Raw genomic sequence first — 26,125 nt, 5'->3', positions numbered from 1 at the left:
TCAGCCGGGCGCCGCTCGGCGGCTTTACTGCGGGGCGCGGGTGGTTTCCGGGTTTTGCGCAGGCGTGTCAACGGTGCGGGTGGTCTGCGCGGTCGGATCGGCCGGGGCCTCGAAATCCCAGATCCGGTCGCGGACGCGTTCGTAATTGACCGCCGGATCGTAAAGCACGACGCCCTCAAGGTTCAGGTCGCGCGCCTCGGCCTGCCCCATCGCCGCCAGCAGCGAGAAGGCGGCGACATAGGCGTTGCGCCGCGCCGTCACCAGCTGCACCCGCGCGTTGAGCAATTCCTGCTCGGCATTCAGCACCTCGATGATCGTGCGGTTGCCGACGCTGTTTTCGGCCCGCACGCCTTCGAGCGACAAGGTGTTGGCATCAACGGCGGTCTGCGCGGCGCGGATCACGTCCTGCGCGGCGCGCCAGCTGGCAAAGGCGGCACGGGCCTGCTGGACGACATTGCGCTCGGTCTCGATCACCTGCTCGATCGCCTGGCTCTGCCGGGCCTGGGCCTGACGCACCTGCGCACTCGGGCGGCCGCCCTGGAAGATCGGGATATTGGCCTGCACGCCCAGCGCGGCCGAGGTCTGCTGGTTGGGAATGTCGATCGGAATATTGGCCTGAACGCTGCCGAAATTGTCGTTGCGCTGCGCCTGGCCGAACGCCGACAGCGTCGGACGGCGGCTGGCCTGCGCGACGGCGACATCGAATTTGGCCGCTTCGCGGTTGCGCGCCGCCGCCGCCAGATCCGGATTTTCCCGCAGCGCCACCGTCACCGCCTGTTCGGGGCTGTCGGGCAGATTGGGCAGCTGCGGCGGCGCGGCGAGATCGACCGGCACTTCGCCGACCAGCTGGATATAGCGTTCGCGGCTGCCGATCAGATTGGCCTCGGCGGTGCGCAGATCGCCGCGCGCCAGCGACAGCCGCGCTTCGGACTGGGCGACATCGGTGCGGGTCAGGTCGCCCACCTCGAACCGGTCGCGCGTCGCCTGCAGATTGACCTCAAGCTGGCGGACATTGGCGCGGTTGAGTTCGGCCACCGCCTCGTCGCGCAGCACATCGTTATAGGCAGCGACCACCTGCGAGAATACCGAGGATTCGACGCCGCGCAGCTGCTCCGCCCCGGCCTGCACCCGGCGGTCGGCGGCACGAATGCCGTTCTTGACCGATCCGCCATTGTAGATCGGCACCTGCAGCTGCGCGTTCGAGTTGAGCGTACGCAGCGTGTTGACGAACTGGCCCGGCGGAATGAGGACGTTTTCGTTATAGGTCGCGTTCAGACTGGCCGAAGGCAGGCCGGCCGCGCGCTGGATCGGCACATTTTCGTCGGTCGCGCGCTGGTTGGCGCGCGCCGCGGTCAGCGTGGGGTTGTTCTGATAGGCCTTGGCCAATGCGCCCTGGAGCGTTTCGGCAGCGGCCGGCGCCGCCAGCGCGAGCGTGGCCGCCGACATGGCCAGGCCAGATAGATAACCCCGCATGCGCCCCTCTTTCGTCCCTAATCGCCTGTCAGAATGTGCCGGTCAGAATGTAAATGTGCGCGGCCGGTCGAACCCCGGCAGGCGCACCGCCTCGCAATCGGCGAACAGATCGACGCCGAAACCGGTGCCCGAGCGCCGGCCGATGCCCAGCCGCGACGCGCCATGATCCTCGATCGCCGCCGCCAGCCGGCCGCCCTCGGCCAGCTGCGCGACCAGCGCATCGGGAACATGGCCGATCAGCCCGTCGATGAAGATCAGATCATAAGGCCCACCGGCCGCCCAGCCCTCGGCCAGCGGCCCTTCGACCATCTCGACCGCCGTGTCGGCCAGCGCCGCCCGCGCCGCCGCAATCAGCGCGGCATCGCATTCGAGCGCGACGACATGACCCGCCAGATCGCCAAGCAGCGCGGCGGCATAGCCGCTTGCCGCGCCGATCACGAGCACCCGATCCTCCGGCATCACGCGCGCGGCGGTCAGCAGCCGCCCGGTCGCTTCCGGCAGGTTGAGGGCGCGCCCGCCGCCCAGATCGACCGGCCGGTCGATATAGGCGAGCGCCCGGCGCTCATCGGGCACGAATCGCTCGCGCGGCACGGATGCCATCGCCGCAACGACACGGGGATCGCTGACTCCTGTGGTCCGCAGCTGGCTCTCGACCATCGCCCGGCGCATCAGATCGTAATTCTGTTCCGTCATCGCTCGCTTCTTCGCACAACTGTCTTATGGGGGCAATACACTTTGTCGGTCGACTTCTACCGCCTGGCCGCCGATGCGCCAAGCCGGGTTTCGCCCGGCCACCCACCCGTTGGCGCAAGTTTTGATTGACCCGGCGCCCAAAGCCAAGCAAATGCCCAACGCCTCGGCCCGATGGCGGAGTGGTTACGCAGAGGACTGCAAATCCTTGCACGCCGGTTCGATTCCGGCTCGGGCCTCCACTTTCCCCACCAGTTCTGATCGATCAGCGCGGCCCTGCGCTGTCCAAGGCTCATGCCGGCCCAGCGATGGCGCGGTATCGCCGGACGGGTGTCGCCTCCCGCCGCATGGCGATGGCCCGCTACGCGCACAGCTCTTAGGGTATTTAGATACCCGTCGGCAAAGTGGCGCTTTTCTTGACTTTTCGTCCCTGGCTGGCCAAAGGGCTGCCTGCACGCGCCGTCCGGTTCCGGGCGGCGTCGTTCGTTTACACCGTACGTCCATTCAATGTTCGTCCATTCGCAGAGGTCATTGCCATGAAGGCGCTGATGAAGACGACCAAGTCGGCCACGCCGGCGACGGTCGAGAAGAAGTGGCATCTGATCGATGCCGAGGGCCTGGTCGTCGGCCGGGTCGCGTCGATCATCGCCAACATCCTGCGCGGCAAGCACAAGCCGAGCTTCACCCCGCATATCGACTGCGGCGACAATGTGATCGTGATCAACGCCGACAAGGTGCGGTTCACCGGTCGCAAGCTGACGCAGAAGGTCTATTACAAGCACACCGGCTATCCGGGCGGCCTGAAGGAATATCGCGCCGACAAGGTGCTGGGCGGCCGTTTCCCCGAGCGCGTCCTTGAAAAGGCGGTCGAGCGCATGATCCCGCGCGGCCCGCTCGGTCGTCAGCAGATGCGCAACCTGCGCATCTTCGCCGGTCCGAACCACAGCCATGAGGCGCAGAATCCGCAGATTCTCGACGTTGCCTCGATGAACCGCAAGAACAAGGTGGGCGCATAATGTCCGACACGCGTCAGTCCCTCGCCGATCTGGGCTCGATCGCCCAGGGTATCGCCACCGCGCCTGCCGGCGACGCGCCGGCCCAGCCGACCCAGCCCGCCGCCCCGCTGCGCGAACAGCAGCTGGACAAGCAGGGCCGCGCCTATGCGACCGGCCGCCGCAAGGATGCCGTCGCCCGTGTCTGGCTGAAGCCGGGCAGCGGCAAGATCATCGTCAACGGCCGCGATCAGACGATCTATTTCGCGCGCCCGACGCTGCGTCTCGTCATCAACCAGCCGTTCGACGTTGCCGAGCGCCGCGACCAGTATGACGTGATCGCGACCGTCAAGGGCGGCGGGCTTTCGGGCCAGGCCGGTGCGGTCAAGCACGGCATCGCCCAGGCGCTGACCCGGTACGAGCCGGCGCTGCGCTCGGCGGTCAAGGCCGCCGGCTTCCTGACCCGCGACCCGCGCGTCGTGGAGCGCAAGAAGTATGGCCGCGCCAAGGCGCGTCGCAGCTTCCAGTTCTCGAAGCGCTGACGCTTCTGCCCCTTGGGGCATGGCCGAAATCAGGGGTCCCGGACATGGTCCGGGGCCCCTTTTTTCATGGCCGCGCGCCGCCGGATGCGGCAGCGAACCGCGCAATATCGCGCCATTTCGGATCGAACCGGGGCATTTTTGCATTGCACCGCAGCGGCTTGGCGCAGCTTTGTTACCCATGTCCCGCAACGGGACGTGGGCCATAAACATACGTTTAAGACTTGATTAACCTTTCCGACACGGCATTGTCATCGACATGCGACCGCATGGGGTCGGTCGCTCAGCGGGTCGGTGTCCATTCCCCCGGCGGGGCCTGGGTGTCGTCAGCGCTGCCTCACACCAAGGGGGTTTTGTAATGTCGTATAAGGTTATTGGCCTGCTCGGCGCCGCCGCGCTCGCCTTCCCGATGGCTGCTCAGGCGCAGGTCGGCCCGAAGATCCAGAGCGGCAGCTCGAACGGTCTCAGCTGGACGGCGCAGAGCCGCATCGTCGGCACCGGTTCCACCGCCACGCTCGCCAGCGGCGGCAGCACGCTCAACGTGGCCCCGATGCCGCAGCGCTCGGGCGTCGTCGCGCTGATCATGGACTATGGTCCCGGCGGCTCGTTCATCTGCACCGGCTCGCTGCTGCCTGACCGCCGCTCGATCCTGACCGCCGCGCACTGCGTGTCGGACGGGGCCGGCACCGAAGGTCCGCGCACCACCACGGCGTGGTTCTATGGCGGCAACAACCCCGACACCATCGTGTCGAACAACCCGGTCGATTCGGTCGCGCGCACCGCGATCGGCATCTCGGTCAACCAGAACTACACCGGCGAAGTCATCGACCAGAACGACATCGCGATCATCCGCCTGGGCGAAGACGCGCCGATCTGGGCGACCTCGTACGAACTGGACCTCGGCCCGGATCTGACCGGCCGTGACTTCACCGTCGCCGGCTATGGCCGTCGCTCCGACGCCGGCGGCAATGTCGGCGCCAATCTCGGCACCGGCCGCCTGCGCGAAGGCGACAACCGCATGGACTTCCGGTTCGGCGACGCCGATTTCGACGGCTTCTGGACCGACCGTGACGCCAGTGGCGAGAACTTCTTCGGCAAGGCCGAAGTGGAATACTCCTATGTGTCGGACTTCGACAACGGCCTCGCGGCCAATGACGCCTCGTGCCGCCTTGCGGTCAACGGTCTCGGCGTCGCGTCGAGCGCGAAATATTGCGACCTCGGCCGCGGTGCGCGCGAAGTCAGCGTCGCCGGCGGCGATTCGGGTGGCCCGCAGTTCGGTGCCGATGGCCGGATCATCTCGGTCACGTCCTATGGCCTGAGCTTCGGCCCGTCCTTTGGCGACATTGGCGGCGGCCTCAACAGCTCGTTCGGTGAGCTGAACGGGTTCGTGCCGCTCTACATCCATCGCCAGTTCCTGGCCGATGCGGTGCCGGAGCCGGCGACCTGGGGCATGATGATCCTGGGCTTCGGCATCGTCGGTGCCGGCATGCGCGCCCGCGCGCGCAAGGTCAGCTTCGCCTGATCTTTGCCTGATCGAAGAAAATGGCCCCGTCCTGCACGCGCAGGGCGGGGCCTTTTCATTTCCGCTTCCGGTTGTGCCCGACGGACTGCCTGAAGGTTGCTGACAGCTTCAGGCCGGATCGGGCACGCCCGCGTGCCGGCCGGCAATCGGTGCCACCGGATCCCCCGGCCCGGGCGGCTCGGCATCTTCGGGCACGCGGTCGATCATCATGTCGGCCTGCCGGACCTCGCCCAGCGTGCGCACCCGCACCTCCAGCCCGCCGCGCCCGATCCGCAGTTCGTTGAAGCTGGGCGGGGTCGAGCGCAGCCGCTGCGACAATGTGCCCGCGCCGATCATGCGGATCGGGCCTGCGGGCGTCAGCTTCACCAGATCGAACGGATCATGGACATGGCCGGTCAGCACCGCCGTTACCCCGGCGGCGGCGAGCGCGGCCAGCGCCCGCTCCCCGCCCCGGGTCAGTGCCCGGCCCCTCGTGTTCGCCTCAACCAGCGGATGATGGGCGGTGACGAGCACCATTTGCGGGTCGGACAGCGCGCCGATGGCATCGAGCGTGTGGCGCAGCGCCGCCGGGGTCACGCACCCCTTGGACCAGTCGAGCCGCCACTGCGCCCGCGCCGTGGTCTTGAGCGGCACCAGCGAGACGCCGGGCAGATCGATCTCGCGCTCGACCAGCCGTTCGATCCGGCGGATGCGGCGATAGGGGGCGGCGAATCGTTCGACCAGGTTGAAATAGGGCAGATCGTGATTGCCAACCTCGACCGTCACGGGCGCGGCAAGCGACAGGATATAGTCACAGGCGGCGGCGAACTCGCGGTGGCGGGCGCGCATCGTCAGGTCGCCGGTGATCGCCACGGCGTCGGGGCGTTCGGCCGCGACCCGCTCCCGGAACCAGTCGATCGCCTGCACATCCTCGCGCCCGAAATGCAGATCGCTCACATGAAACAGCCGGTGCATGGCCTCTCCCCTGCCCGATCGACCCCCGCCATGGCAACGCGGGAACAATCGCATCGGCCCGGACTTTGTGTGTTCGCCGCGCACGGTTAAAGGGAGTTCGATGTCCAGACCGACCATTCTCGTGACCGGCGGGGCCGGCTATATCGGCAGCCACGCGGTGCTCGCGCTGCTCGACGCCGGCTATCCGGTGATCGTGCTCGACACGCTCGTCACCGGATTTGACTGGGCGGTCGATCCGCGCGCGTTGCTGATCGTCGGCGACATTGCCGATTCCGCGCTGGTGGCTGAGGTGCTGCGCGCGCATGACATCCGGGCGATCATCCATTTCGCGGGATCGATTCTGGTCGCGGAGTCGGTGACCGACCCGCTCAAATATTACCGCAACAACACCGCCGCCTCGGCAAACCTGATCGATACCGCGCTCGGGGCCGGGGTCCGCCATCTGCTGTTTTCGTCAACGGCTGCAACCTATGGCCAGCCGCCGGTCTCGCCGATCCCCGAAACCGCGCCGACGGTGCCGATCAATCCCTATGGCCGGTCAAAGCTGATGACCGAACAGATGCTGGCCGATGTCGCGCGCGCGCACCCGCTGAATTACTGCGCGCTGCGCTATTTCAACGTTGCCGGGGCCGATCCGCAGGGCCGGTCGGGCCAGTCGAGCGCGGTCGCCACCCATTTGATCAAGATCGCGGCCGAAGCGGCGATCGGCCTGCGCGACCGGATTTCGGTATTCGGCAGCGATTATCCGACCGCCGATGGCACCTGTGTGCGCGACTATATCCATGTCAGCGATCTGGCCGCCGCGCATCTGCACGCGCTCGAACGGCTGATGGCGGTGCCGGATGAGAATATGGTGCTCAACTGCGGCTATGGCCGGGGATTTTCGGTGCTGGAGGTGCTCGATGCCGTCGACCGGGTGACCGGCCGGGCAATCGCGCGTGTGATCGCCGAGCGCCGCCCCGGCGATCCGCCCGAGCTGGTTGCCGACAATCGCGCGATCCTCGCCACCTTGCCCTGGCGGCCCGCGCATGACGATCTGGAGGCGATCATCGCCGATGCCATCGCATGGGAAGAAAGGCTGGCCGCGCGCCGGGCCGGCAGGGCGGCGGCCTGACGCCTGTTCAATGACGGAAAACGCGCCGGATCAGGGCGCTGACGCCGGCGACAGCCGGATCACATGCAGCCGCTCAAGCTGGCGGACCGAGCGGGCGGCGCGGGCCTCGCCGGGCGCGACAAGCCGGAACGGGCCGTCCTCCCCGGTCAGCGCCTGCCCGTCGCAACGATCCGCGACCAGCACCGGGCGATTGCCGAGCAAGGGGTCCAGCTCGCCCGCGCTGAATGCCACGCTGTAACCGTCGCGCCCCTCGGCCAGCACGATCAGCCGCAGCGCGTCGCCGCGCAGTTGCGGCCCGGCAGGCAGGCCGAGCCGCGCCAGCAGATCGGCGAGCCTGACCCCGTCACAGCTTTGCGCCCGGCCATGGGCGGTGAACTGCGCCTGATGACGCGGCAGACCGGCCAGCAGCGCGGGATCGACGGAGTGGGTGGCGACGGGATGGCTGGCTGGCATCTCCGCCGCCCCGGCACTGGTCGAGGCGGCGATCAGGCCGAGAAGCGCACCCAGCGCGCCCAGCCCGGCCACGACCTTATTCCAGCTCCAGAATCACCGCATCGACGGCCAGGCTGTCGCCCGGCTTGGCCGACACCGATTTGACCACACCGGCCTTTTCGGCGCGCAGGATGTTTTCCATCTTCATCGCCTCGACAACGGCCAGCGGCTGGCCCGCCTCGACCCGGTCGCCGGGGCCGACATGCAGGGCCGACAACAGGCCCGGCATCGGGCAGAGCAGATATTTAGACAGATCGGGCGGCACCTTCTCGATCATGTGCCGGCCCAGTGCCGCGACATGCGGCCGCCAGACGTCGACCAGATGGCTGGCGCCGCGCGCCGTCAGCCGCAGGCGGCGGCCCTGACGCGCGATCTTGACGCTCAGCGGCGCGCCGTCGACCATGCCTTCGAACAGCCGCTGGCCGGGCTGCCACTGACCGTCGATCACCAGCGCCGGGCCGTCGCCAATCCGCGCGGTCAGCGCCCCGTCGGCAGCGGCCAGCATCACCGCCAGTTCCTGCCCGGCGATCCGCACGATCCGCGTGTCGCCGGCCGGCGGTGCCTCGCCCATCCGGCCGTCGATCGCGCCCGCCCGGCCGTCAGTCTCGATGCCGATCATCGCCGCCACTGCCGCCAGCGCACCGATCAGCGCATCCGCAGCCGGCGCGCCGCGGAAGCCGTCGGGATATTCCTCGGCGATGAAGCCGGTGGTCAGCCGCCCGTCGCGGAAACGCGGATGCTGCATCAGCGCCGACAGGAAATCGATATTATGGCCCAGCCCCTCGATCTCGAACCGGTCGAGCGCGGCGATCTGGCGGTCGATCGCCTCGGCGCGGCTGTCGCCCCAGGTGATCAGCTTGGCGATCATCGGATCGTAGAAGATCGATACCTCGCCGCCCTCGGCGACGCCGTCATCGACGCGCACGCCCGCGCCCTCGGCGGGCGGACGGTAACGCACCAGCCGCCCGGTCGACGGCAGGAAGCCGCGATAGGGATCCTCGGCATAGACGCGGTTTTCGATCGCCCAGCCGGTCAGCCTGACATCGTCCTGGGTGAAGCCGAGCGGCTCGCCCGCGGCGACGCGGATCATCTGTTCGACCAGATCGAGCCCGGTCACGCATTCGGTGACCGGATGCTCGACCTGAAGCCGGGTGTTCATTTCGAGGAAATAGAAGCTCTTGCCGGTGGTATCGGCCCCGGAGACGATCAGTTCGACCGTCCCGGCGCTGAAATAGCCGACCGCGCGGGCCAGCGCGACGGCCTGTTCGCCCATCGCGCGGCGCATTTCGGGCGTCACGAAGGGCGACGGCGCTTCCTCGACCACCTTCTGGTGGCGGCGCTGCACCGAACATTCGCGCTCGCCCAGATAGACGATGTTGCCATGCTGGTCGCCCAGCACCTGAATTTCGATGTGGCGCGGGCTTTCGATGAACTTTTCGATGAACACCCGGTCATCGCCAAAGCTCGCCAGCCCCTCGCGCTTGGTTGCCTCGAACCCTTCGCGGACATCCTGTTCGGAATAGGCAAGGCGCATGCCCTTGCCGCCGCCGCCGGCCGATGCCTTCATCATTACCGGAAAGCCGATTTCGGCGGCGATCCGCACCGCTTCCTCGGTGTCGGCAATCTCGCCCAGATAGCCGGGGACGACATTCACCCCCGCCGCCTTGGCAAGCTTCTTGGATTCGATCTTGTCGCCCATCGCGGCGATGGCGCCGGGCGGCGGGCCGATAAAGGCGATGCCGGCATCGGCCAGCGCCTGCGCAAAGGAGGTGCGTTCCGACAGAAAGCCATAGCCCGGATGCACCGCTTCCGCGCCCGTCGCCTTGCAGGCAGCGATGATCTCATCGGCCAGCAGATAGCTCTGCGCCGCCGGCGGCGGGCCGAGCCGCACCGCCTCGTCCGCCATCATCACATGCGGGCTGCGCGCGTCCGCGTCCGAATAGACCGCCACCGTGGCAATGCCCATCCTGCGCGCGGTGCGGATCACCCGGCACGCAATCTCGCCGCGATTGGCGATCAGGATCTTTTTGAACATCTTGTTTTTTCCTCGTCCCCGATCGTCTTGTTCCTGATCGTCTCGTTCCCGGTTCCGGGCACGCCGGCCCGGCCCCCTTGTCCTAGGCGCAGGCCCCGGCGCAGGCACGCGCGGCGCGCATCGGCTCTTCGGCGGCCATCGGCGTCAGCCCCAGCCGGGCGAACAGCGCGCCATCGGCATCGTCGCCGGCATTGGGCGCGGTCAGCAGCCTGTCGCCGGTGAAGATCGAATTCGCCCCGGCCAGAAACGCCAGCGCCTGCGTCGCCTCGCTCATGCTCTCCCGCCCGGCCGACAGGCGCACCATGCTGAGCGGCATGGTGATGCGCGCGACCGCGACCGTGCGGACAAACTCGATATCGTCGATCTTCGCCATCGGCGTGTCGGCCAGCATGTCGCCCAGCACCGTGCCCTTGACCGGCACCAGCGCGTTGACCGGCACGCTTTCGGGATGCCGTTCGAGCGTCGCCAGCGTGTGGACAAAGCCCACCCGGTCGGCGCGCGTCTCGCCCATGCCGACAATGCCGCCCGAACAGACATTGATCCCCGCCGCGCGGACATGGCCAAGCGTATCCAGCCGGTCGGCCATCGTCCGGGTCGTGATCACCCGCTCATAATATTCCGGGCTGCTGTCGATATTGTGGTTGTAATAATCAAGCCCGGCCTCGGCCAGCATCTCCGCCTGTCCGGGCGTGAGCATGCCCAGCGTCATGCACGTCTCCAGCCCCATTGCGCGGACGCCCTTCACGATCTCGACGATGCGGGGCATGTCGCGGTCCTTGGGGTTGCGCCAGGCCGCGCCCATGCAGAAACGCTGGCTGCCCGCGTCCTTCGCCTCGGCGGCGCGTTGCAGCACCGCCTGCACGTCCATCAGCTTGGTTGCCTCGACGCCGGCATCGGCCTTCACGCTCTGCGAACAATAGCCGCAATCCTCCGGGCAGCCGCCGGTCTTGATCGACAGCAAAGTGCACAGCTGCACCTGATCGGGGGCGTGATGCGCGCGGTGGACGGTCGCGGCGCGGAACAGCAGCTCGGTGAACGGCAGGTCGAACAGCGCCGCAATCTCGTCGCGGGTCCAGTCATGGCGCACGGCCGGATCGGTCATCTCAACGGCCATGCTCATGCCGCCGCCTCGGCCGGGGGCATGTTGTGGCCAAGCAGGCGCAGCACATCGGCCGCGCATTCGACGACATTCGATCCGGGGCCGTAAATGCCCTGCACCCCGGCTTCGCGCAGATAGTCATAATCCTGGGGCGGGATGACGCCGCCGGCGATGACCTTGATGTCGCCGCGCCCCTTTTCCTTGAGCAGGCGGATGAGTTCGGGGATCAGCGTCTTGTGCCCGGCGGCAAGGCTGGATGCGCCGACCATGTCGACGCCGCTGTCGAGCGCCAGCACCACCGTTTCCTCCGGCGTCTGGAACAGCGGGCCGGAGACGACGTCGAACCCCATATCGGCAAAGGCGGAGGCGATGACGTTCGCGCCCCGATCATGCCCGTCCTGGCCCATTTTGGCGATCAGGATGCGCGGCTTGCGGCCCAGCCGCCGCTCGACCGCCGCCACGCCGTCGACCACCTGCTGCCAGCGGCTGTCCTCGGCATAAGGCGCGGCATAGACGCCGCGCACCGGGCTGGGAACGGTCGCATGGCGGCCGAACACATCCTCCATCGCCGCCGAAATCTCGCCCAGCGTGGCGCGCGCGCGCGCCGCATCGACCGCCAGCGCCAGCAGATTGGCGCGGCCGCGCGCGCCGTCGCGCAGCGCCGCGAGCGCGGCCGTCACCCGGCCCTCGTCGCGCGCGGCACGCACCGCGGCAATGCGCGCGATCTGCGCCTCGCGGACACGGGCATTGTCGACCTCAAGCGTTTCGATCAGCTCTTCATTCGCCAGCCGGTATTTGTTGACGCCGACGATCACATCCTCGCCCCGGTCGACCCGCGCCTGACGGGCGGCGGCGGCCTCCTCGATCATCGCCTTGGGCCAGCCGGCGGCCACCGCGCGCGCCATGCCGCCTTCGGCCTCGACCCGCTCGATAATCTCCCACGCCCGGTCGACCAGCTCGCGGGTCAGGCTTTCGACATAATAAGACCCGCCAAGGGGATCGACGACCTTGGTCATCCCCGTTTCTTCCTGGATCACGATCTGGGTGTTGCGGGCGATGCGCGCCGAAAAATCGGTCGGCAGGGCAATGGCTTCGTCAAGCGCATTGGTGTGCAGGCTCTGCGTCCCGCCCAGCATCGCCGCCATCGCCTCGATCGTCGTTCGGATGACGTTGTTATAGGGGTCCTGCTCGGTCAGCGACACGCCCGAGGTCTGGCAATGGGTGCGCAGCATCTTGGAGCGCTCGTCCTTCGCGCCCAGCCTGGTCATCACCCGGTGCCACAGCACGCGCGCCGCGCGCAGCTTTGCCACTTCCATGAAAAAGTTCATGCCGATGGCAAAGAAGAAGCTCAGCCGCCCGGCGAATTTGTCGATGTCCAGCCCCGATGCGACACCGTATTTCACATATTCCATGCCGTCGGCGATGGTGAAGGCCAGTTCCTGCACCTGCGTCGCCCCGGCCTCCTGCATGTGATAGCCGGAGATGGAGATCGAGTTGAACTTGGGCATGTTCGCCGAGGTATAGGCGAAGATGTCCGAAATGATCCGCATCGACGGTTCGGGCGGATAGATATAGGTGTTGCGGACCATGAACTCCTTCAGAATGTCGTTCTGAATGGTTCCGTCCAGCTTTTCGGGCGGCACGCCCTGTTCCTCGCCGGCGACGATGAAAAAGGCGAGGATCGGGATCACTGCACCGTTCATCGTCATCGACACCGACATCTGGTCGAGCGGAATGCCGTCGAACAGGATCTTCATGTCCTCGACCGTGTCGATGGCGACCCCGGCCTTGCCGACATCGCCGACCACGCGGGGATGATCGCTGTCATAGCCGCGATGCGTCGCCAGATCGAACGCGACCGACAGGCCCTTCTGCCCGGCGGCAAGGTTGCGGCGGTAAAAGGCGTTCGATTCCTCGGCGGTCGAAAAGCCCGCATATTGGCGGATCGTCCAGGGCCGCCCGGCATACATGGACGCGCGCACCCCGCGCGTGAACGGCGCGAAGCCCGGCAGGCCGGGATCCCAGTCCCCCACATCCTCGGCGGTGTAGAGCGGCCGCACGGTGATGCCCTCTGGCGTCTGCCAGTCGAGAGTGCGGCCCTTGACCTCCTTGTCGAGGAGCGCCTGCCAGTCCGCGCGGCCGGTGGGGGTGTCGTTCATCGTCAAACCAGATCCATTGCTGTTGAGGGCCGGGCGGGCCCGTTCACCGGCCGGTAAAGGCCGGACGGCGCTTGGCCAGAAACGCCATCCCGCCTTCGACCGAATCCTGCGTGCGGCGCATGTCGCGCTGGGCATCGGCCTCGGCAGCCATGGCAGCGGCATAGTCGGTCTCAAGCGCGCCGATCAGCGCCCGCCGCATCGCGCCCAGCGCGCGGGTCGGCCCGGCGGCCAGCCGCGCGGCGAGCGCGCGGGCGGTATCGTCCAGCTCCTGATCGGGCACCACCTTGTGGATCATGCCCCAGCCGAGCGCGGTCTCGGCGGGCACACGTTCGCCGAGCATCATCATTTCGGCGGCCCGCGCCTTGCCGATCAGGCGCGGCAGCATCCAGCTGGCCCCGCCATCGGGCACCAGCCCGATATTGACGAAAGCCTGCAGGAAATAGGCGGTGTCGCTGGCGACGCAGAAATCGGCGGCGAGCGCGAGGCTGCACCCGATGCCGGCGGCCGGGCCGCGCACCGCGCTCACCACCGGCACGTCCAGCCGGGCAATCGCCTGCATCGTGGGGTTATAGGCGGTGGTCAGCGCCTGATGCGTCGCCTCGGCCGGATCGCCGCCCCGGTCCAGCCCGCCGGCCAGATCCGCGCCCGAGCAAAAGGCCCGGCCGGTGCTGGCGAACAGCACCGCGCGCGCCCCGCCCAGATCGGCAAGCGCGGCCCGGATCTCGGTGAACATTTCCGGCGGCGCGGCATTCAGCCGCTCCGGCCGGTTGAGGGTGATGGTCAGCACATCGCCGTCCCGGGCGGTGAGGATCGTGTCGAAGGCGCTCATTCTCTCTCCCTTCAGTCTGTGCGGCCCGGTTTGCCCGGTGCCGGTTGCGCGACGGGCATTGCGGATCGCCCGCTCAATGCCCGGCGTCGCCCTTGGGGCTTTCCATGATCTCGGTCAGCACGCCGCCCATATCCTTGGGATGGACGAAGAAGATCGGCGTGCCGTGCGCGCCGATGCGCGGTTCGCCCAGCACCTTTGCGCCCTTGGCCTCGAACCACGCCTTGGCGGCATGAATGTCGGGCACCTCATAGCACAGATGATGCTGCCCGCCGGCCGGGTTCCTGGCCAGAAAGCCGTGGATGGGCGACGCCTCGCCCAGCGGCTCGATCAGTTCGATCTGGGTGTTGGGCGTGTCGACGAAACACACCTTCACCCCCTGTGCTGGCAGGTCGAAGGGCTTGTGAATCTTCGTCGCGCCCATCACCTCGCGGTAAAAGGCGATCGACGCCGCAATCGACGGGGTGGCGACGCCGACATGATTGAGCCGGCCCAGTTTCATCGTGTCAGCCTGCATCGGCTCCTCCCTCACAGCGGGATGTTGTCGTGTTTCTTCCACGGATTCTCGAGCTGCTTGTTGCGCAGCTTGCGCAAGCCCAGCGCGATCCGGCGGCGCGTCGAATGGGGCATGATCACCTCGTCGATGAACCCCTTGGACGCGGCGACGAACGGGTTGGCGAAGCGCGCTTCATATTCGGCGGTGCGCTCGGCGATCTTTTCGGCATCGCCGATATCCTGACGGAAGATGATCTCGACCGCGCCCTTTGCGCCCATCACCGCGATCTCGGCGGTCGGCCAGGCATAATTCAGGTCGCCGCGCAGATGCTTGGACGCCATCACGTCATAGGCCCCGCCATAGGCCTTGCGGGTGATGACGGTGATTTTCGGCACCGTCGCCTCGGCATAGGCAAAGAGCAGCTTGGCGCCATGCTTGATGATCCCCGAATGCTCCTGCGCGACGCCGGGCAGGAAGCCGGGCACATCGACAAAGGTGACGATCGGAATATCGAACGCATCGCAGAAGCGCACGAAGCGCCCGGCCTTTTTGGAGCTGTTGATGTCGAGACAGCCGGCCAGCACCATCGGCTGGTTGGCGACGATGCCGACGGTGCGCCCTTCGATCCGGCCGAAACCGATCAGGATGTTGCCGGCATGGCCGGGCTGAAGCTCGAAGAAATCGCCCTCGTCGACGACCTTGGCGATCAGCTCGCGCATGTCATAGGGCTGGGTCGCGCTTGCCGGCACCAGCGTGTCGAGGCTGTCGTCGGTCCGGTCCCACGGGTCGCTGGTCGGCCGCTCGGGCACCGGCTCGCGGTTCGACAGCGGCAGGAAATCGATGAAGTCGCGCGCGGCGAGCAGCGCGTCGATGTCGTTTTCAAACGCCATGTCGGCCACGCCGGACTTGGTCGTGTGGGTGATCGCCCCGCCCAGTTCCTCCTGCGTCACCACTTCGTTGGTGACGGTCTTGACCACATCGGGACCGGTCACGAACATGTAGGAGCTGTCCTTCACCATGAAGATGAAGTCGGTCATAGCCGGGGAATAGACGGCCCCGCCCGCGCACGGCCCCATGATCAGCGACAGCTGCGGCACCACGCCCGAGGCGAGCACATTGCGCTGGAACACCTCGGCATAGCCGCCGAGCGAGGCCACGCCTTCCTGAATGCGCGCGCCGCCCGAATCATTGAGGCCGATGACCGGTGCGCCGACCTTCATCGCCATGTCCATGATCTTGCAGATCTTTTGCGCGTGTCGTTCAGACAGCGAACCGCCGAAAACGGTGAAATCCTGGCTGAACACGAACACCAGCCGGCCATTGACCGTGCCCGATCCGGTGACGACGCCGTCGCCGGGGATGCGCTGCGCCTCCATCCCGAAATCGACGCAATTATGCTCGACATACATGTCCAGCTCTTCGAACGAGCCGGGATCGAGCAGCACTTCGATCCGCTCGCGCGCGGTCAGCTTGCCCTTGGCGTGCTGCGCGTCGATGCGCTTCTGCCCGCCGCCGAGCCGGGCGGCCGCACGCCGCTGTTCAAGTTGGTCGAGGATGGTCTGCATCGCGCTCCCCACAGTCCGATTATCGATTTTGCCGGCTCTCTGGCGCGCCCGCGCCCGGAACGCAAACCGGAAAAAGCCGGCCCGGCCCCAGCCGCCCCCAAACTCAGGCCGCCACGATCCCGCGTTCAATCAGGCTGCGCGCGGTGTCGACGATGGTGTCGCGGTAGGGGCGCGGCACCCAGCCGAGCCGGTCGCAGGCATGATCGGCCGGGGTTTCGCGGACATGGCCGAGTTCGCCCACCACCTGCCCCAGCACCGGGTCGAACCGCGCCGCCATGCGCACCAGCATGTCGGGCAGCTTCATCTTGGGCACCCGCCGCGCCGCCTCTCCCATCTCATCGCGCAGCACGGCGGCGATATCGGCAAGCTTCAGGAACGGCCCCGACGCGATGAAGCGTTCGCCGGCAATCCCCGGCTCGGTCAGGCAGCGGACATGCAACTCGGCGACGTCGCGCACATCGACGATGCCGAACCCCAGATCGGGCAGCCCCGGCAGGTCGCCGGCCAAGAGCTTCTTCACCGCCTCGATCGAGGCCGAGAAATCGGGGCCGAGCACCGGGCCGAGCACGGCGGAGGGATTGACGGTGACCAGTTCCGGCCCGCCGCCCGCCTGCGCCAGCCAGTCGCGCACCGCGCGCTCGGCAATGGTCTTGGACTTGGGATAGGCATAGACGCCCGGCCCGTCGACCACCGTCCAGTCGGCCTCGGTGAAGCGGCTGCGCTCTCCGCCATGGCCATAGGCGATGGCCGCGACCGACGAAGTCATCACCACCCGCCCGACCCCGGCCGCCGCGGCAAAGCGCAGCGCGCGCAGCGCCCCGTCGCGCGCGGGCACGATCAGATCATCCTCATGCGCGGGCGCGCCCGTGGGCAACGGCGAGGCGAGATGCGCGACATGGCTGCACCCGGCCATCGCCTCGGCCCAGCCGGCATCATCGGTCAGGTCGACGGCGACGAAGCTGAGCTGCGCATCGTCGACGCCCAGCCAGCCGCGCACCTCGGCCTCGCGGGCGAGCGAGCGCAGCGTCGCGCGCACCGTCCAGCCGGTTTCGACCAGCCGGCGGATGACAAAGCCGGCGATATAGCCGCTGCCCCCGGTCACGAGCACGGTTCCCGTCATCTGCCCCTCTCCCTCCTGCCGCGCCGCCCGGCAGTCTGTGCCTGCCGGGGCGGTTTTGGTTTTGATTTGCAATGCAAGTTGCGGGACCGGTGCCGCGCCGTCAAGCGCCCGGCCCATTCGGGAATGGTTCGCTTGCAACTCCGAACGTCTCGGCTAAAGCGGGGTCAGGGGAGAGGTTGATGGCCGGGGACAAGCTCTATCCGGTGCCGGCGTCCTGGGGAAAAAAGGCGCGCGTCACCGCGGACAAATATCAGAAGCTCTATGGCCGCTCGCTGGCCGATCCGGGCAGTTTCTGGCTGGAACAGGCGCGGCGGATCGACTGGGTGAAGCGCCCCGAAATCGCCGGCGACTGGTCGTTCGCGGCGCAGGATTTCCGCATCGCCTGGTATCCCGACGGGCGGCTGAACGTCAGCGCCAACTGCATCGACCGCCATCTGCGCGAACGTGGCGACCAGATCGCGATTATCTGGGAACCCGATGCGCCCGATGAAGAGCCGCGCCGCTTCACCTATCGCCAGCTTCACACCGAAGTGTGCCGGTTCGCCAATGTGCTGAAAGCGCGCGGCGTGCAGCGCGGCGACCGGGTGACCATCTATATGCCGATGATCCCGGAGGCGGCGTTCGCGATGCTCGCCTGTGCGCGGATAGGGGCGATCCATTCGGTGGTGTTCGGCGGCTTTTCGCCCGAAGCGCTCGCCGGGCGCATCCAGGATTGCGACAGCAGCATCGTCATCACCGCCGATGAAGGGCGGCGCGGCGGCCGGCGCGTGCCGCTCAAGGCCAATGTCGATGCCGCCGCCGCCCATGCGCCGTCGCTGCAACAGGTGATCATGGTGCGCGCGACGGGGGCCGAAGTGGCGATGACCCCGGGGCGCGATCATGTCTATCAGGATCTGGCGGCGGCGGCGGACAGCCAATGCCCGGCCGAACCGATGGGCGCGGAAGACCCGCTGTTCATCCTCTACACCTCAGGCTCGACCGGCAAGCCCAAGGGCGTGCTGCACACCGGCGGCGGCTATCTGGTCTGGGCGAGCCTGACGCATGAGCTGGTGTTCGATTACCGGCCCGGCCAGATTTACTGGTGCGCCGCCGATCTCGGCTGGGTGACGGGCCACAGCTACATCCTCTACGGCCCGCTGGCGAACGGCGCGACCACGCTGATCTATGAAGGCGTGCCGAACTGGCCCAGCCCGGCGCGGATCTGGGAGGTGGTCGACCGGCACCGGGTGGAGATTCTCTACACCGCCCCCACCGCCCTGCGCGCGCTGATGCGTGAGGGCGATGAATGGGTGACACGCACCAGCCGCGCATCGCTGCGCCTGCTCGGTTCGGTCGGCGAGCCGATCAACCCCGAGGCGTGGGAATGGTATCACCGCGTTGTCGGCGAAGGCCGCTGCCCGATCGTCGACACATGGTGGCAGACCGAAACCGGCGGGGCGATGATCGCCCCCCTGCCCGGCGCCACCGCGCTCAAGCCCGGATCGGCGACGCGACCGCTGCCCGGCGTCGATCCGCAGATCGTCGATGCCGAAGGCAATGTGCTGACGGGCGCGACCGAGGGCAATCTGGTCATCGCCCGGTCATGGCCCGGCCAGATGCGCACCGTGTGGGGCGATCATGACCGCTTCTTCCAGACCTATTTCACCACCTATCCGGGCAAATATTTCACCGGCGATGGCTGCCGCCGCGACGCCGATGGCGATTACTGGATCACCGGGCGCGTCGATGATGTGATCAACGTCTCCGGCCACCGCATGGGCACGGCCGAGGTCGAAAGCGCGCTCGTCGCCCATCCCAAGGTGGCCGAGGCCGCGGTGGTCGGCATGCCGCATGACGTGAAGGGCCAGGGCATCTATGCCTTTGTCACGCTGAACGCCAACGACGCGCCGTCGGATGCGCTGGCGCGTGAGCTGGTCGGCTGGGTGCGCACCGAAATCGGCCCCATCGCGACGCCCGACGCGATCCAGTTCGCCCCGGCTTTGCCCAAGACGCGCAGCGGCAAGATCATGCGCCGCATCCTGCGCAAGATTGCGGAGGGCGAACCGGGCGCGATCGGCGACACCTCGACGCTTGCCGATCCGGCGGTGGTCGACGCGCTGATCGCGGGGCGGATTACCGGCTGAACGGACGCCGGGGTTTTTCGGCGCGGGTGGTGGTGTTTGTGGTGCGGGCCGGTACCGTTCTTCCCAACAAACAAATCCCGGTGCCGTTCTTCCCAGCGAAGCTACGACATCCCCACTCAGCGCATCAGCACCAGCTCCTCGGCCATTGACGGGTGCAGCGCGACGGTCTGGTCGAACTGCTGCTTGGTCAGCCCGGCCTTGACCGCGATCGCCGCCGCCTGAAGGATTTCGGGCGCGTCCGGGCCGATCATGTGCAGGCCGACGACCCGTTCGGTCACCGGATCGCAGATCATCTTGTAGAGCGCGCGTTCGTTGCGCCCGGCGAGCACATTCTTCATCGGCCGGAAATCGGAGGTATAGACCTTGACCGCGCCCAGCCGATTTCTGGCCTCGCTTTCGGTCAGGCCGACCCCGGCGAGCGGCGGATGGCTGAACACGGCGGCGGGGATGCAGTCATAATCGACGCGCCACGGCTTGTTGCCGAACAGCGTGTCGGCAAAGGCCTGACCCTCGCGGATCGCCACCGGGGTCAGCTGCACCCGGTTGGTGACATCGCCGACCGCATGGATGCCCGGCACATTGGTGCGGTTGTCGGCATCGACGATCACCGCGCCCTGTTCGTCGAGCGCGACGCCCGCTTCGGCCAGCCCCAGCCCCCTGGTGTTGGGCGCGCGGCCGGTGGCGAACAGCAGCAGATCGGCCTCGATCACATCGCCGGTGCTGAGCGTGATGGACAAGGTGCCATCCGCGCGCCGGGCAATGTCGGCAAAGCGGGTGTTGAAGCGGAACTCGATCCCCTTGGTCATCGAGATCTGGAGCAGCCGGTCGCGCACCCCCTCGTCATAGCCGCGCAGGATGGTGTCGCCGCGATTGATCAGCGTCACATGCGCGCCGAACTGGTGGAAGATGCCGGCAAACTCATTGGCGATATAGCCGCCCCCGGCGATCACCACCCGGCGCGGCAGCGTGTCGAGATGGAACACCTCATTCGACGTGATGCCATGTTCGGCCCCCGGCACATCGGGGATCACCGGCCAGGCGCCGGTCGCGATCAGGATGTGCCGCGCCGTCACCTCGCGCCCGCCCGCCAGCCGCACGCGATTCGGCCCGGCGACCACGGCGCGTTCGAGAATGATCTCGACCCGGTTGTTGTTGAGCGTGTCGGTATAGGCACGGTTGAGCCGCGCGACCTCGGCCAGCACCGTGTCGCGCAGGCGCGCCCAGTCGAACCGGCATTCGGGCACGTCCCAGCCGAACTGGCGCGCATCGGCCAGATCCTCGGCAAAATGCGCGCCATAGACGAGCAGCTTTTTGGGCACGCAGCCGCGGATCACGCAGGTGCCGCCGACCTGATGATCCTCGGCAATGGCGACGCGCGCGCCATAGGCGGCGGACACCCGCGCCGCGCGCACCCCGCCCGACCCCGCGCCGATCACGAACAGGTCATAATCAAAGTCCATCCGGCCGTCCTCCATGGTGCAGGGCTGCCATATGGGTGGCATAGGCGGCCGCGTCCATTCCTGCCGGCACAGCGAAGGCGCGGTTGGCACCGTTGGCGCGGTTGACAAGGGGGCCGGTTTTGCCTAGCTGGGCGCTCTTCCCGTGCGGGGATTCCCGCGCGGCGACCAGCTTTGAAAGAGTGATGAGGGCCATGTTCGCAGTCGTGCGCACGGGCGGCAAGCAGTATCGCGTTGCCGCAGGAGACAAGATCGTCGTTGAAAAGCTCGCCGGTGAGGCGGGTGAGCGGATCACGCTCGGCGACGTGTTGCTGGCCGGCGACGGCGGCGAGCTGAAGACCACTGACGGCCTGACCGTGGCGGCGGAAATCGTCGCCCAGGCCAAGGGCGAGAAGGTCATCATCTTCAAGAAGCGCCGTCGGCATAACTACCGCCGCAAGAACGGCCATCGCCAGCAGCACACGATCCTGAAGATCCTGTCGATCGGCGGCGAAGAGGCGAAGCCCGCCAAGAAGCGCGCCGCCAAGGCCGCGCCCGCCGAAGACACCGCTCCGGCCGCCTGAGCCTGGGCCTTAACGAGCTGAAAAGAAGGTAACGAGAGATGGCACATAAGAAAGCAGGCGGCTCCTCGCGCAACGGCCGCGACTCCGCTGGCCGCCGCCTCGGCGTCAAGAAGTTCGGCGGCGAGACCGTTCTCGCCGGCAACATTATCGTGCGTCAGCGCGGGACCAAGGTCTATCCGGGCCGCAATGTCGGGCTGGGCAAGGACCACACCCTGTTTGCGACCGCCGAAGGCCGCGTGCGTTTCCACGAAGGCAAGCTTGGTCGCAAATATTGTTCGGTCGACATGATGGCCGAAGCGGCCGAGTAACGGACGACCGTGATTACGGGTCGTCCCTGGGGCGACCCGATAGTCCGCTGCGGCGGATGATGAGGGAGACGGGTTGCCCCCGCCTCCCTTTTTTCCATCTCCCTCATGGCCATGTCGCTGCCCTGTCACCGAAATCCGGCACAGGCGCAGCCACGAAGACGGGAGAGTGGAGATGTTCGCGCGCACCCCAAGATTGCTGCTGAGGCCCGGCTGGCGCGAGGATGCGCCCGCCCTTGCCCGCGCGATCGGCGACGAGGCGGTGATCCGCAACCTTGCCTATGCGCCCTGGCCTTACGGGCTGGCCGATGCGGAGGAATTCCTCGCCCGCACGCCGGATCCGCGCCACCCGAACCTGCTGATCTTTGCCCGCACGCGCGGCGCGCCGCGGCTGGTCGGCGGGATCGGCCTTGGCCCGGCGCGCGACGGCGATGCGCCCGAGCTGGGCTATTGGATCGCGCGCCCCTTCTGGGGCCTCGGCTTTGCGACCGAAGCTGGGCGGGCGTTCGTCGCCGGCGTCAAGGACAGCCTGAAGATCCGGCGGCTGAGCGCCAGCCACATGCTCGACAATCCGGCATCGGGCCATGTGCTGCGCAAGCTCGGCTTCCGCCCGACCGGGCGGATCGTCAGCCGCTTCAGCAGCGGACGCGGGGGCGAGGTCGATTGCGCGCAGTTCGAACAGGGTATGAGCAGCGACGCGACCGACGACATGCGCTGTCTCGCCGCCTGAACGCCCTGGCCCCGTCCCATCTCGGCCCGGCCCATCCCGGCCCGTCCTATCTCAGCCCGCCCCGGCACGGCCACGCGCCGGGGCGGCGGCTGCATCAGTCCTTTTTGCGGTTGCGCCCGCGATTGTTCGCGTAAAGCAGGGCGGCGACCAGCGCCGCCGAGCCGATGCCGACGCCGGCGGCGATCCAGGCATTGCGGTTGCTGTCGGCATTCTTGCCGGCCTCGGCGGCTTCCTCGCCTTCCTTCGCCAGCGTCGCGGACTTCACAATCTCGTTCACCACATTCTCCGTTCCGGCCGCCGGGGCGGCACCGACCTTGATGTCTTCGGCGCTCGCGGCACCGCTCAGCGGCTGATCAATCGTCGACACGGCATTTCTCCTTCACGGCCCGAACGCGCGGACCGGCCTTGCTATCCCGCCTGCACCCCGACGGCCGCCAGCCGCGCCGCGTGCCAGCGGAGCTGATCCGCCATCAGCGTGGATATGCAATAATAGCTGTGATCATAGCCGATATGCCGGCGAAGCGTGAGCGCGATGCCCGCATCGGCGCAAGCCACCGCCAGCAGATCGGGCCGCAGCTGCTCATCCAGAAATGCATCGGCCAGCCCCTGATCGACCAGCAGTTCGGGCAGCCGCGCGCCATCCTCGATCAGCGCCACCGCATCATGCGCGCGCCACGCCGCCCGGTCATCGCCCAGATAGGCGGCCAGCGCCTTTTGCCCCCAGGGCACCTGCGACGGTGCGACGATCGGCGCAAATGCCGACACTGCCCGGAACCGTCCCGGATTGCGCAGCGCGATGGTCAGCGCGCCATGCCCGCCCATCGAATGGCCCATGATCGACTGGCGGGCCATGTCGGCGGGGAAATGCCCGGCGACCAGCGCCGGCAGCTCGTCCTCGATATAGCGGCGCATCGCGAAATGCGGCGCCCAGGGCGCGCGCACCGCATCGACGTAAAACCCCGCCCCCTGCCCCAGATCATAGCCGGGATCATCGGCCACCCCGTCGCCGCGCGGCGAGGTGTCGGGGGCGATGAAGATCAGGCCGAGTTCCGCGCAGGCCGCGCGAAACTCGCCCTTTTCGGTCACATTGGCATGGGTGCAGGTCAGGCCCGACAGATACCAGACGACCGGCAGCCGCACGCCCGGCGCATGATCCGGCACGAACACGGAAAACACCATGTCGGTGCCGGTCGCGGCGGAGGCATGGCGATAGACGCCCTGTTCCCCGCCATGCGCCCGCCATGCGGACAGCTGCTCGATGGTCATCGCGTCAGGCCCGATGCGCGCCGCCTTACTGCGGCATCCGGTACATGGCGCAGATCTTGTTGCCCGCCGGATCGCGCAGATAGGCGAGATACAGCTTCATGCCCGCGCCTTCGCGCACGCCGGGCGGATCTTCGCACGGGGTGCCGCCATTGGCCGCGCCCGCCGCATGAAAGGCATCGGCCTGTTCGGGCGACGCGGCGGCAAAACCCAGCGTCCCGCCATTGGCGCAGGTCGCCGGTTCGCCGTTGATCGGCTTGGTGATGATGAACAGGCCGCCGGCGTGCGAATAGATCACCCGCCCCTTGGGATCGGCAAAGCCCGGGCGCACGCCCAGCGCACCCAGCGCCGCATCATAAAACCGCTTCGACGCCTCGATATCATCGGCGCCCAGCATCACATGGCTGAACATTCAGGTCTTCCTCTCTTCTGCTGGTGATCAATAGACGACGACGCTGCGGATGCTCTCGCCCGCATGCATCAGATCGAACCCCTTGTTGATCTCGTCGAGGGTCAGGACATGGGTGATCATCGGATCGATCTCGATCTTGCCCGACATATACCAGTCGACGATGCGCGGCACATCGGTCCGCCCCTTCGCGCCGCCAAAGGCCGATCCCTTCCACACCCGCCCGGTGACGAGCTGGAACGGCCGCGTCGCGATCTCGCGCCCCGCTTCGGCCACGCCGATGATGACCGATTCGCCCCAGCCGCGATGACAGGCCTCGAGCGCGGTGCGCATGACATCGGTGTTGCCGGTGCAGTCGAACGTATAGTCCGCGCCGCCGCCGGTCAGTTCGACCAGATGGGCGACCAGATCGCCGCTCACCGTGCGCGGATCGACGAAATGGGTCATGCCGAAGCGGCGGCCCCATTCTTCTCTCGCGGGATTGATGTCGACGCCGACGATCATGTCCGCGCCCACCATCCGCAGGCCCTGGATGACGTTGAGACCGATGCCGCCCAGCCCGAAGACGATGCAGTTCGCCCCCGGCTCCACCCGCGCGGTCTTGACCACCGCGCCGACGCCGGTGGTGACGCCGCAGCCGATATAGCAGCTCGACTGGAAGGGCGCGTCGGTGCGGATCTTGGCGACTGCGATTTCGGGCAGCACGGTGAAGTTCGAAAAGGTCGAACAGCCCATGTAATGATGGACCGGCTGGCCCTTGTAGGAAAAGCGGGTGGTGCCGTCGGGCATCAGCCCCTTGCCCTGGGTCGCGCGGATCGCCGTGCACAGGTTGGTCTTGCCCGACAGGCAGGATTTACACTGGCGGCATTCGGGGGTGTAGAGCGGGATGACATGATCGCCCGGGACGACCGAGGTGACGCCGGCCCCGACCTCGCGGACGATGCCCGCCCCTTCATGGCCGAGCACGGAGGGAAACAGCCCCTCGCTGTCCAGCCCGTCAAGCGTATAGGCATCGGTGTGGCAGATGCCGGTCGCCATGATCTCGACCAGCACCTCGCCGGCGCGCGGCCCGTCCAGATCCAGCTCGACAATCTCCAGCGGCCGTTTGGCCTCGAACGCCACTGCGGCGCGCGTCTTCATGCCAGGGCTTCCTCTCCGACGATGGCAGCGCTTGGCTGCCGGGGGACGGCCCGTGACGGGGCCGATTCGAAAATCCAGATGCGGGCCGGGGGCAGGTTGCGCCACACGGTGCCCGCCAGCCGCACGCGCACATCGGCCTCACGCGGGACGGGCGCGCGCACGCCATAGGAATATTGGACGAACGGCGCGCCCGGCGGCAGCAGCTCGAGCATCGATTCGACGAACCGCGCCACCGTCTCGTCGGGAAAGTTGAGCAGCGGCAGGCTGGAAATGATCGCCGAAAACGGGCCGAGCGCGGCGACCTCCGCGGCGTTCATCGCATCGCCGTGGCGCACCTCGACGCCCGGCATCCGCTCACCGAGCAGCCGGGCAAAGGTCGGATCGGCCTCGATCGCGACGATCCGGGCCGGCGGCACGCCGCGCGCGACGAGCGCGCGGGTGATCGCGCCGGTGCCGGGGCCAAGCTCAAGGATACGGCCGGGCGCGGCAGGATCGACCTGCGCGGCCATGGCCTGAGCAAGAATCGGGCTGGAAGGGCTGACGGCACCCACGGCGCGCGGATTGCGGGCGAGGCGTTGGGCAAAGCTCAGCCAGTCATGCATAGCGTGTCGAACCACCGCCCCTCCATGCGCAAACCGGCGCGCTTGTGCAACAAAACTGCGCGGGGCACGGGCCGCTTGCGTCAAACGGCAGGCGACTTAAGGGTTTGCCGACAGAAAAACGGGCCGGTGCCGCGTTCCGGGACAGCCATGTTCAGGCGCGCGTGCGCCTTACCGGCACCGGCCAAGGGAGAGAAAGATGGATCGTCGCCAGTTCGTCCACACCGCAGGCGCCGCGCTGCTCACGGGCATGATGCCGGGGGCCGCCCGTGCGGCGGCCGCCGCCACAACCGCGACCGGGCCGGATGATGCGCGGCTGCGCGCGCTGCTTGACCGGATGTTTGCCGACCGGCTGGCCGAAAGCCCCGAACAGGCGACCAATCTCGGCCTCGATCAGGGGGCGAATGCGGGGCTGCGCGCCCGGCTCGACGATCGGTCGCGCGCCGGGGCGGCCCGGCGC

General features: G+C 67.7%; 24 protein-coding genes, 1 tRNA gene and 3 pseudogenes. 11 read left to right on the top strand and 17 right to left on the bottom strand.

The window, feature by feature from the left end; translation table 11 throughout:
• Window positions 1–24 precede the first annotated feature (24 nt).
• Window positions 25–1,446 (bottom strand): TolC family outer membrane protein, encoded by a 1,422-nt coding sequence (locus OPU66_RS05545; protein WP_498552616.1) that lies wholly within the window; start codon window positions 1,444–1,446, stop codon window positions 25–27.
• Window positions 1,447–1,515: 69 nt separating this feature from the next.
• Complete coding sequence (locus OPU66_RS05540; RefSeq protein ID WP_498552615.1) at window positions 1,516–2,166, bottom strand: protein-L-isoaspartate O-methyltransferase family protein; 651 nt, start codon at window positions 2,164–2,166, stop codon at window positions 1,516–1,518.
• 165 nt (window positions 2,167–2,331) lie between these two features.
• Between OPU66_RS05540 and OPU66_RS05535 the strand changes: the two genes are divergently transcribed.
• The 5 genes and pseudogenes from OPU66_RS05535 to OPU66_RS05515 all read left to right on the top strand — a co-directional run.
• A tRNA-Cys gene (locus OPU66_RS05535) sits at window positions 2,332–2,405 on the top strand.
• A gap of 294 nt (window positions 2,406–2,699) precedes the next feature.
• A complete protein-coding gene (gene rplM / locus OPU66_RS05530) occupies window positions 2,700–3,179 on the top strand; it encodes a 50S ribosomal protein L13 (protein ID WP_498552614.1) in 480 nt (159 codons plus the stop codon).
• Complete coding sequence (gene rpsI / locus OPU66_RS05525; RefSeq protein WP_498552613.1) at window positions 3,179–3,697, top strand: 30S ribosomal protein S9; 519 nt, start codon at window positions 3,179–3,181, stop codon at window positions 3,695–3,697. The genes rplM and rpsI overlap by 1 nt, the downstream gene beginning before the upstream one ends.
• A gap of 256 nt (window positions 3,698–3,953) precedes the next feature.
• Window positions 3,954–4,646 (top strand): annotated as a pseudogene (locus OPU66_RS05520) (trypsin-like serine protease); the annotation flags it as partial.
• Window positions 4,647–5,111: 465 nt separating this feature from the next.
• Window positions 5,112–5,216: pseudogene (locus tag OPU66_RS05515) on the top strand (PEPxxWA-CTERM sorting domain-containing protein); the annotation flags it as partial.
• Between the two features lie 108 nt (window positions 5,217–5,324).
• Here the strand turns inward: OPU66_RS05515 and OPU66_RS05510 are convergent.
• Complete coding sequence (locus OPU66_RS05510) at window positions 5,325–6,170, bottom strand: metallophosphoesterase family protein (RefSeq protein ID WP_498552612.1); 846 nt, start codon at window positions 6,168–6,170, stop codon at window positions 5,325–5,327.
• Between the two features lie 100 nt (window positions 6,171–6,270).
• On the opposite strand from OPU66_RS05510, the gene galE reads away from it, so the two are divergent.
• Entirely contained in the window at window positions 6,271–7,284 is a 1,014-nt protein-coding gene (galE, locus tag OPU66_RS05505) for a UDP-glucose 4-epimerase GalE (RefSeq protein WP_498552611.1), read from the top strand.
• A 30-nt stretch (window positions 7,285–7,314) separates the two neighbouring features.
• On the opposite strand, the gene OPU66_RS05500 is transcribed toward galE, so the two are convergent.
• The 8 genes from OPU66_RS05500 to OPU66_RS05465 all read right to left on the bottom strand — a co-directional run bounded on the left by OPU66_RS05500 (window position 7,315) and on the right by OPU66_RS05465 (window position 17,076).
• Window positions 7,315–7,809 carry a molybdopterin-dependent oxidoreductase gene (locus OPU66_RS05500; protein WP_498552610.1) on the bottom strand — a complete coding sequence of 165 codons (495 nt, stop codon included), beginning with the start codon at window positions 7,807–7,809 and terminating at the stop codon, window positions 7,315–7,317.
• A 4-nt stretch (window positions 7,810–7,813) separates the two neighbouring features.
• Window positions 7,814–9,811, bottom strand: a complete 1,998-nt coding sequence (locus OPU66_RS05495) for an acetyl-CoA carboxylase biotin carboxylase subunit (RefSeq protein ID WP_498552609.1) — start codon at window positions 9,809–9,811, stop codon at window positions 7,814–7,816.
• Between the two features lie 82 nt (window positions 9,812–9,893).
• On the bottom strand, window positions 9,894–10,913 hold the full coding sequence (gene bioB / locus OPU66_RS05490) for a biotin synthase BioB (protein WP_498552659.1): 1,020 nt from the start codon (window positions 10,911–10,913) through the stop codon (window positions 9,894–9,896).
• Between the two features lie 14 nt (window positions 10,914–10,927).
• Window positions 10,928–13,069 carry a methylmalonyl-CoA mutase gene (gene scpA, locus OPU66_RS05485; RefSeq protein WP_498552608.1) on the bottom strand — a complete coding sequence of 714 codons (2,142 nt, stop codon included), beginning with the start codon at window positions 13,067–13,069 and terminating at the stop codon, window positions 10,928–10,930.
• A gap of 43 nt (window positions 13,070–13,112) precedes the next feature.
• Window positions 13,113–13,898: an enoyl-CoA hydratase-related protein gene (locus OPU66_RS05480; protein ID WP_498552607.1), complete on the bottom strand. Its 786-nt coding sequence runs from the start codon at window positions 13,896–13,898 to the stop codon at window positions 13,113–13,115.
• A 73-nt stretch (window positions 13,899–13,971) separates the two neighbouring features.
• Window positions 13,972–14,397 (bottom strand): methylmalonyl-CoA epimerase, encoded by a 426-nt coding sequence (mce, locus tag OPU66_RS05475; RefSeq protein WP_498552658.1) that lies wholly within the window; start codon window positions 14,395–14,397, stop codon window positions 13,972–13,974.
• A gap of 26 nt (window positions 14,398–14,423) precedes the next feature.
• A complete protein-coding gene (locus OPU66_RS05470; protein WP_498552606.1) occupies window positions 14,424–15,956 on the bottom strand; it encodes an acyl-CoA carboxylase subunit beta in 1,533 nt (510 codons plus the stop codon).
• Between the two features lie 103 nt (window positions 15,957–16,059).
• The gene (locus OPU66_RS05465; protein ID WP_498552605.1) at window positions 16,060–17,076 is read right to left on the bottom strand and encodes an NAD-dependent epimerase/dehydratase family protein; all 1,017 of its coding nucleotides are present in this window, start codon (window positions 17,074–17,076) and stop codon (window positions 16,060–16,062) included.
• Between the two features lie 179 nt (window positions 17,077–17,255).
• On the opposite strand from OPU66_RS05465, the gene acs reads away from it, so the two are divergent.
• Window positions 17,256–19,199: an acetate--CoA ligase gene (acs, locus tag OPU66_RS05460; protein ID WP_498552604.1), complete on the top strand. Its 1,944-nt coding sequence runs from the start codon at window positions 17,256–17,258 to the stop codon at window positions 19,197–19,199.
• Between the two features lie 116 nt (window positions 19,200–19,315).
• On the opposite strand, the gene gorA is transcribed toward acs, so the two are convergent.
• On the bottom strand, window positions 19,316–20,659 hold the full coding sequence (gorA, locus tag OPU66_RS05455) for a glutathione-disulfide reductase (protein ID WP_498552603.1): 1,344 nt from the start codon (window positions 20,657–20,659) through the stop codon (window positions 19,316–19,318).
• Window positions 20,660–20,850: 191 nt separating this feature from the next.
• Between gorA and rplU the strand changes: the two genes are divergently transcribed.
• From rplU to OPU66_RS05440, 3 genes are all read left to right on the top strand, one after another.
• Window positions 20,851–21,219 carry a 50S ribosomal protein L21 gene (gene rplU, locus OPU66_RS05450; protein ID WP_498552602.1) on the top strand — a complete coding sequence of 123 codons (369 nt, stop codon included), beginning with the start codon at window positions 20,851–20,853 and terminating at the stop codon, window positions 21,217–21,219.
• A gap of 38 nt (window positions 21,220–21,257) precedes the next feature.
• Window positions 21,258–21,527, top strand: coding sequence for a 50S ribosomal protein L27 (gene rpmA / locus OPU66_RS05445; protein WP_498552601.1), 270 nt, complete (start codon window positions 21,258–21,260; stop codon window positions 21,525–21,527).
• A gap of 172 nt (window positions 21,528–21,699) precedes the next feature.
• Window positions 21,700–22,254, top strand: coding sequence for a GNAT family N-acetyltransferase (locus OPU66_RS05440; RefSeq protein WP_498552600.1), 555 nt, complete (start codon window positions 21,700–21,702; stop codon window positions 22,252–22,254).
• 94 nt (window positions 22,255–22,348) lie between these two features.
• Here the strand turns inward: OPU66_RS05440 and OPU66_RS05435 are convergent, their stop codons facing one another.
• The 5 genes from OPU66_RS05435 to OPU66_RS05415 are packed head-to-tail and all read right to left on the bottom strand — an operon-like array spanning window position 22,349 to window position 25,683.
• Window positions 22,349–22,621: a hypothetical protein gene (locus OPU66_RS05435; protein ID WP_498552599.1), complete on the bottom strand. Its 273-nt coding sequence runs from the start codon at window positions 22,619–22,621 to the stop codon at window positions 22,349–22,351.
• Window positions 22,622–22,662: 41 nt separating this feature from the next.
• A complete protein-coding gene (fghA, locus tag OPU66_RS05430) occupies window positions 22,663–23,520 on the bottom strand; it encodes an S-formylglutathione hydrolase (protein ID WP_498552598.1) in 858 nt (285 codons plus the stop codon).
• Window positions 23,521–23,545: 25 nt separating this feature from the next.
• On the bottom strand, window positions 23,546–23,929 hold the full coding sequence (locus OPU66_RS05425) for a VOC family protein (RefSeq protein ID WP_160593396.1): 384 nt from the start codon (window positions 23,927–23,929) through the stop codon (window positions 23,546–23,548).
• A 27-nt stretch (window positions 23,930–23,956) separates the two neighbouring features.
• On the bottom strand, window positions 23,957–25,066 hold the full coding sequence (locus OPU66_RS05420) for an S-(hydroxymethyl)glutathione dehydrogenase/class III alcohol dehydrogenase (protein WP_498552597.1): 1,110 nt from the start codon (window positions 25,064–25,066) through the stop codon (window positions 23,957–23,959).
• Entirely contained in the window at window positions 25,063–25,683 is a 621-nt protein-coding gene (locus OPU66_RS05415; RefSeq protein ID WP_498552596.1) for a class I SAM-dependent methyltransferase, read from the bottom strand. The genes OPU66_RS05420 and OPU66_RS05415 overlap by 4 nt, the downstream gene beginning before the upstream one ends.
• Window positions 25,684–25,864: 181 nt before the next feature.
• Here OPU66_RS05415 and OPU66_RS05410 point away from each other — a divergent pair.
• Window positions 25,865–26,125: pseudogene (locus OPU66_RS05410) on the top strand (DUF885 domain-containing protein); the annotation flags it as partial.

This window comes from Sphingomonas sp. URJC2 (genome assembly GCF_059803575.1).
The sequence above is the reverse complement of the archived record's forward strand: the minus strand, read 5'-3'. Positions and strand labels throughout refer to the sequence as shown.

Bases quoted from the DNA above. Each gene is read 5' to 3' on its own strand.
- fghA (WP_498552598.1), bottom strand. From the start codon at position 23,520: ATGACCATCGAGCAGCTGTCCGCATGGCGGGCGCATGGCGGGGAACAG.
- OPU66_RS05480 (WP_498552607.1), bottom strand. From the start codon at position 13,898: ATGAGCGCCTTCGACACGATCCTCACCGCCCGGGACGGCGATGTGCTG.
- rplU (WP_498552602.1), top strand. From the start codon at position 20,851: ATGTTCGCAGTCGTGCGCACGGGCGGCAAGCAGTATCGCGTTGCCGCA.
- scpA (WP_498552608.1), bottom strand. From the start codon at position 13,069: ATGAACGACACCCCCACCGGCCGCGCGGACTGGCAGGCGCTCCTCGAC.
- acs (WP_498552604.1), top strand. From the start codon at position 17,256: ATGGCCGGGGACAAGCTCTATCCGGTGCCGGCGTCCTGGGGAAAAAAG.
- OPU66_RS05510 (WP_498552612.1), bottom strand. From the start codon at position 6,170: ATGCACCGGCTGTTTCATGTGAGCGATCTGCATTTCGGGCGCGAGGAT.
- galE (WP_498552611.1), top strand. From the start codon at position 6,271: ATGTCCAGACCGACCATTCTCGTGACCGGCGGGGCCGGCTATATCGGC.
- rplM (WP_498552614.1), top strand. From the start codon at position 2,700: ATGAAGGCGCTGATGAAGACGACCAAGTCGGCCACGCCGGCGACGGTC.
- OPU66_RS05540 (WP_498552615.1), bottom strand. From the start codon at position 2,166: ATGACGGAACAGAATTACGATCTGATGCGCCGGGCGATGGTCGAGAGC.
- mce (WP_498552658.1), bottom strand. From the start codon at position 14,397: ATGAAACTGGGCCGGCTCAATCATGTCGGCGTCGCCACCCCGTCGATT.
- OPU66_RS05425 (WP_160593396.1), bottom strand. From the start codon at position 23,929: ATGTTCAGCCATGTGATGCTGGGCGCCGATGATATCGAGGCGTCGAAG.
- gorA (WP_498552603.1), bottom strand. From the start codon at position 20,659: ATGGACTTTGATTATGACCTGTTCGTGATCGGCGCGGGGTCGGGCGGG.
- OPU66_RS05440 (WP_498552600.1), top strand. From the start codon at position 21,700: ATGTTCGCGCGCACCCCAAGATTGCTGCTGAGGCCCGGCTGGCGCGAG.
- OPU66_RS05470 (WP_498552606.1), bottom strand. From the start codon at position 15,956: ATGCAGACCATCCTCGACCAACTTGAACAGCGGCGTGCGGCCGCCCGG.
- bioB (WP_498552659.1), bottom strand. From the start codon at position 10,913: ATGACCGATCCGGCCGTGCGCCATGACTGGACCCGCGACGAGATTGCG.
- rpmA (WP_498552601.1), top strand. From the start codon at position 21,258: ATGGCACATAAGAAAGCAGGCGGCTCCTCGCGCAACGGCCGCGACTCC.
- rpsI (WP_498552613.1), top strand. From the start codon at position 3,179: ATGTCCGACACGCGTCAGTCCCTCGCCGATCTGGGCTCGATCGCCCAG.
- OPU66_RS05545 (WP_498552616.1), bottom strand. From the start codon at position 1,446: ATGTCGGCGGCCACGCTCGCGCTGGCGGCGCCGGCCGCTGCCGAAACG.
- OPU66_RS05420 (WP_498552597.1), bottom strand. From the start codon at position 25,066: ATGAAGACGCGCGCCGCAGTGGCGTTCGAGGCCAAACGGCCGCTGGAG.
- OPU66_RS05495 (WP_498552609.1), bottom strand. From the start codon at position 9,811: ATGTTCAAAAAGATCCTGATCGCCAATCGCGGCGAGATTGCGTGCCGG.
- OPU66_RS05465 (WP_498552605.1), bottom strand. From the start codon at position 17,076: ATGACGGGAACCGTGCTCGTGACCGGGGGCAGCGGCTATATCGCCGGC.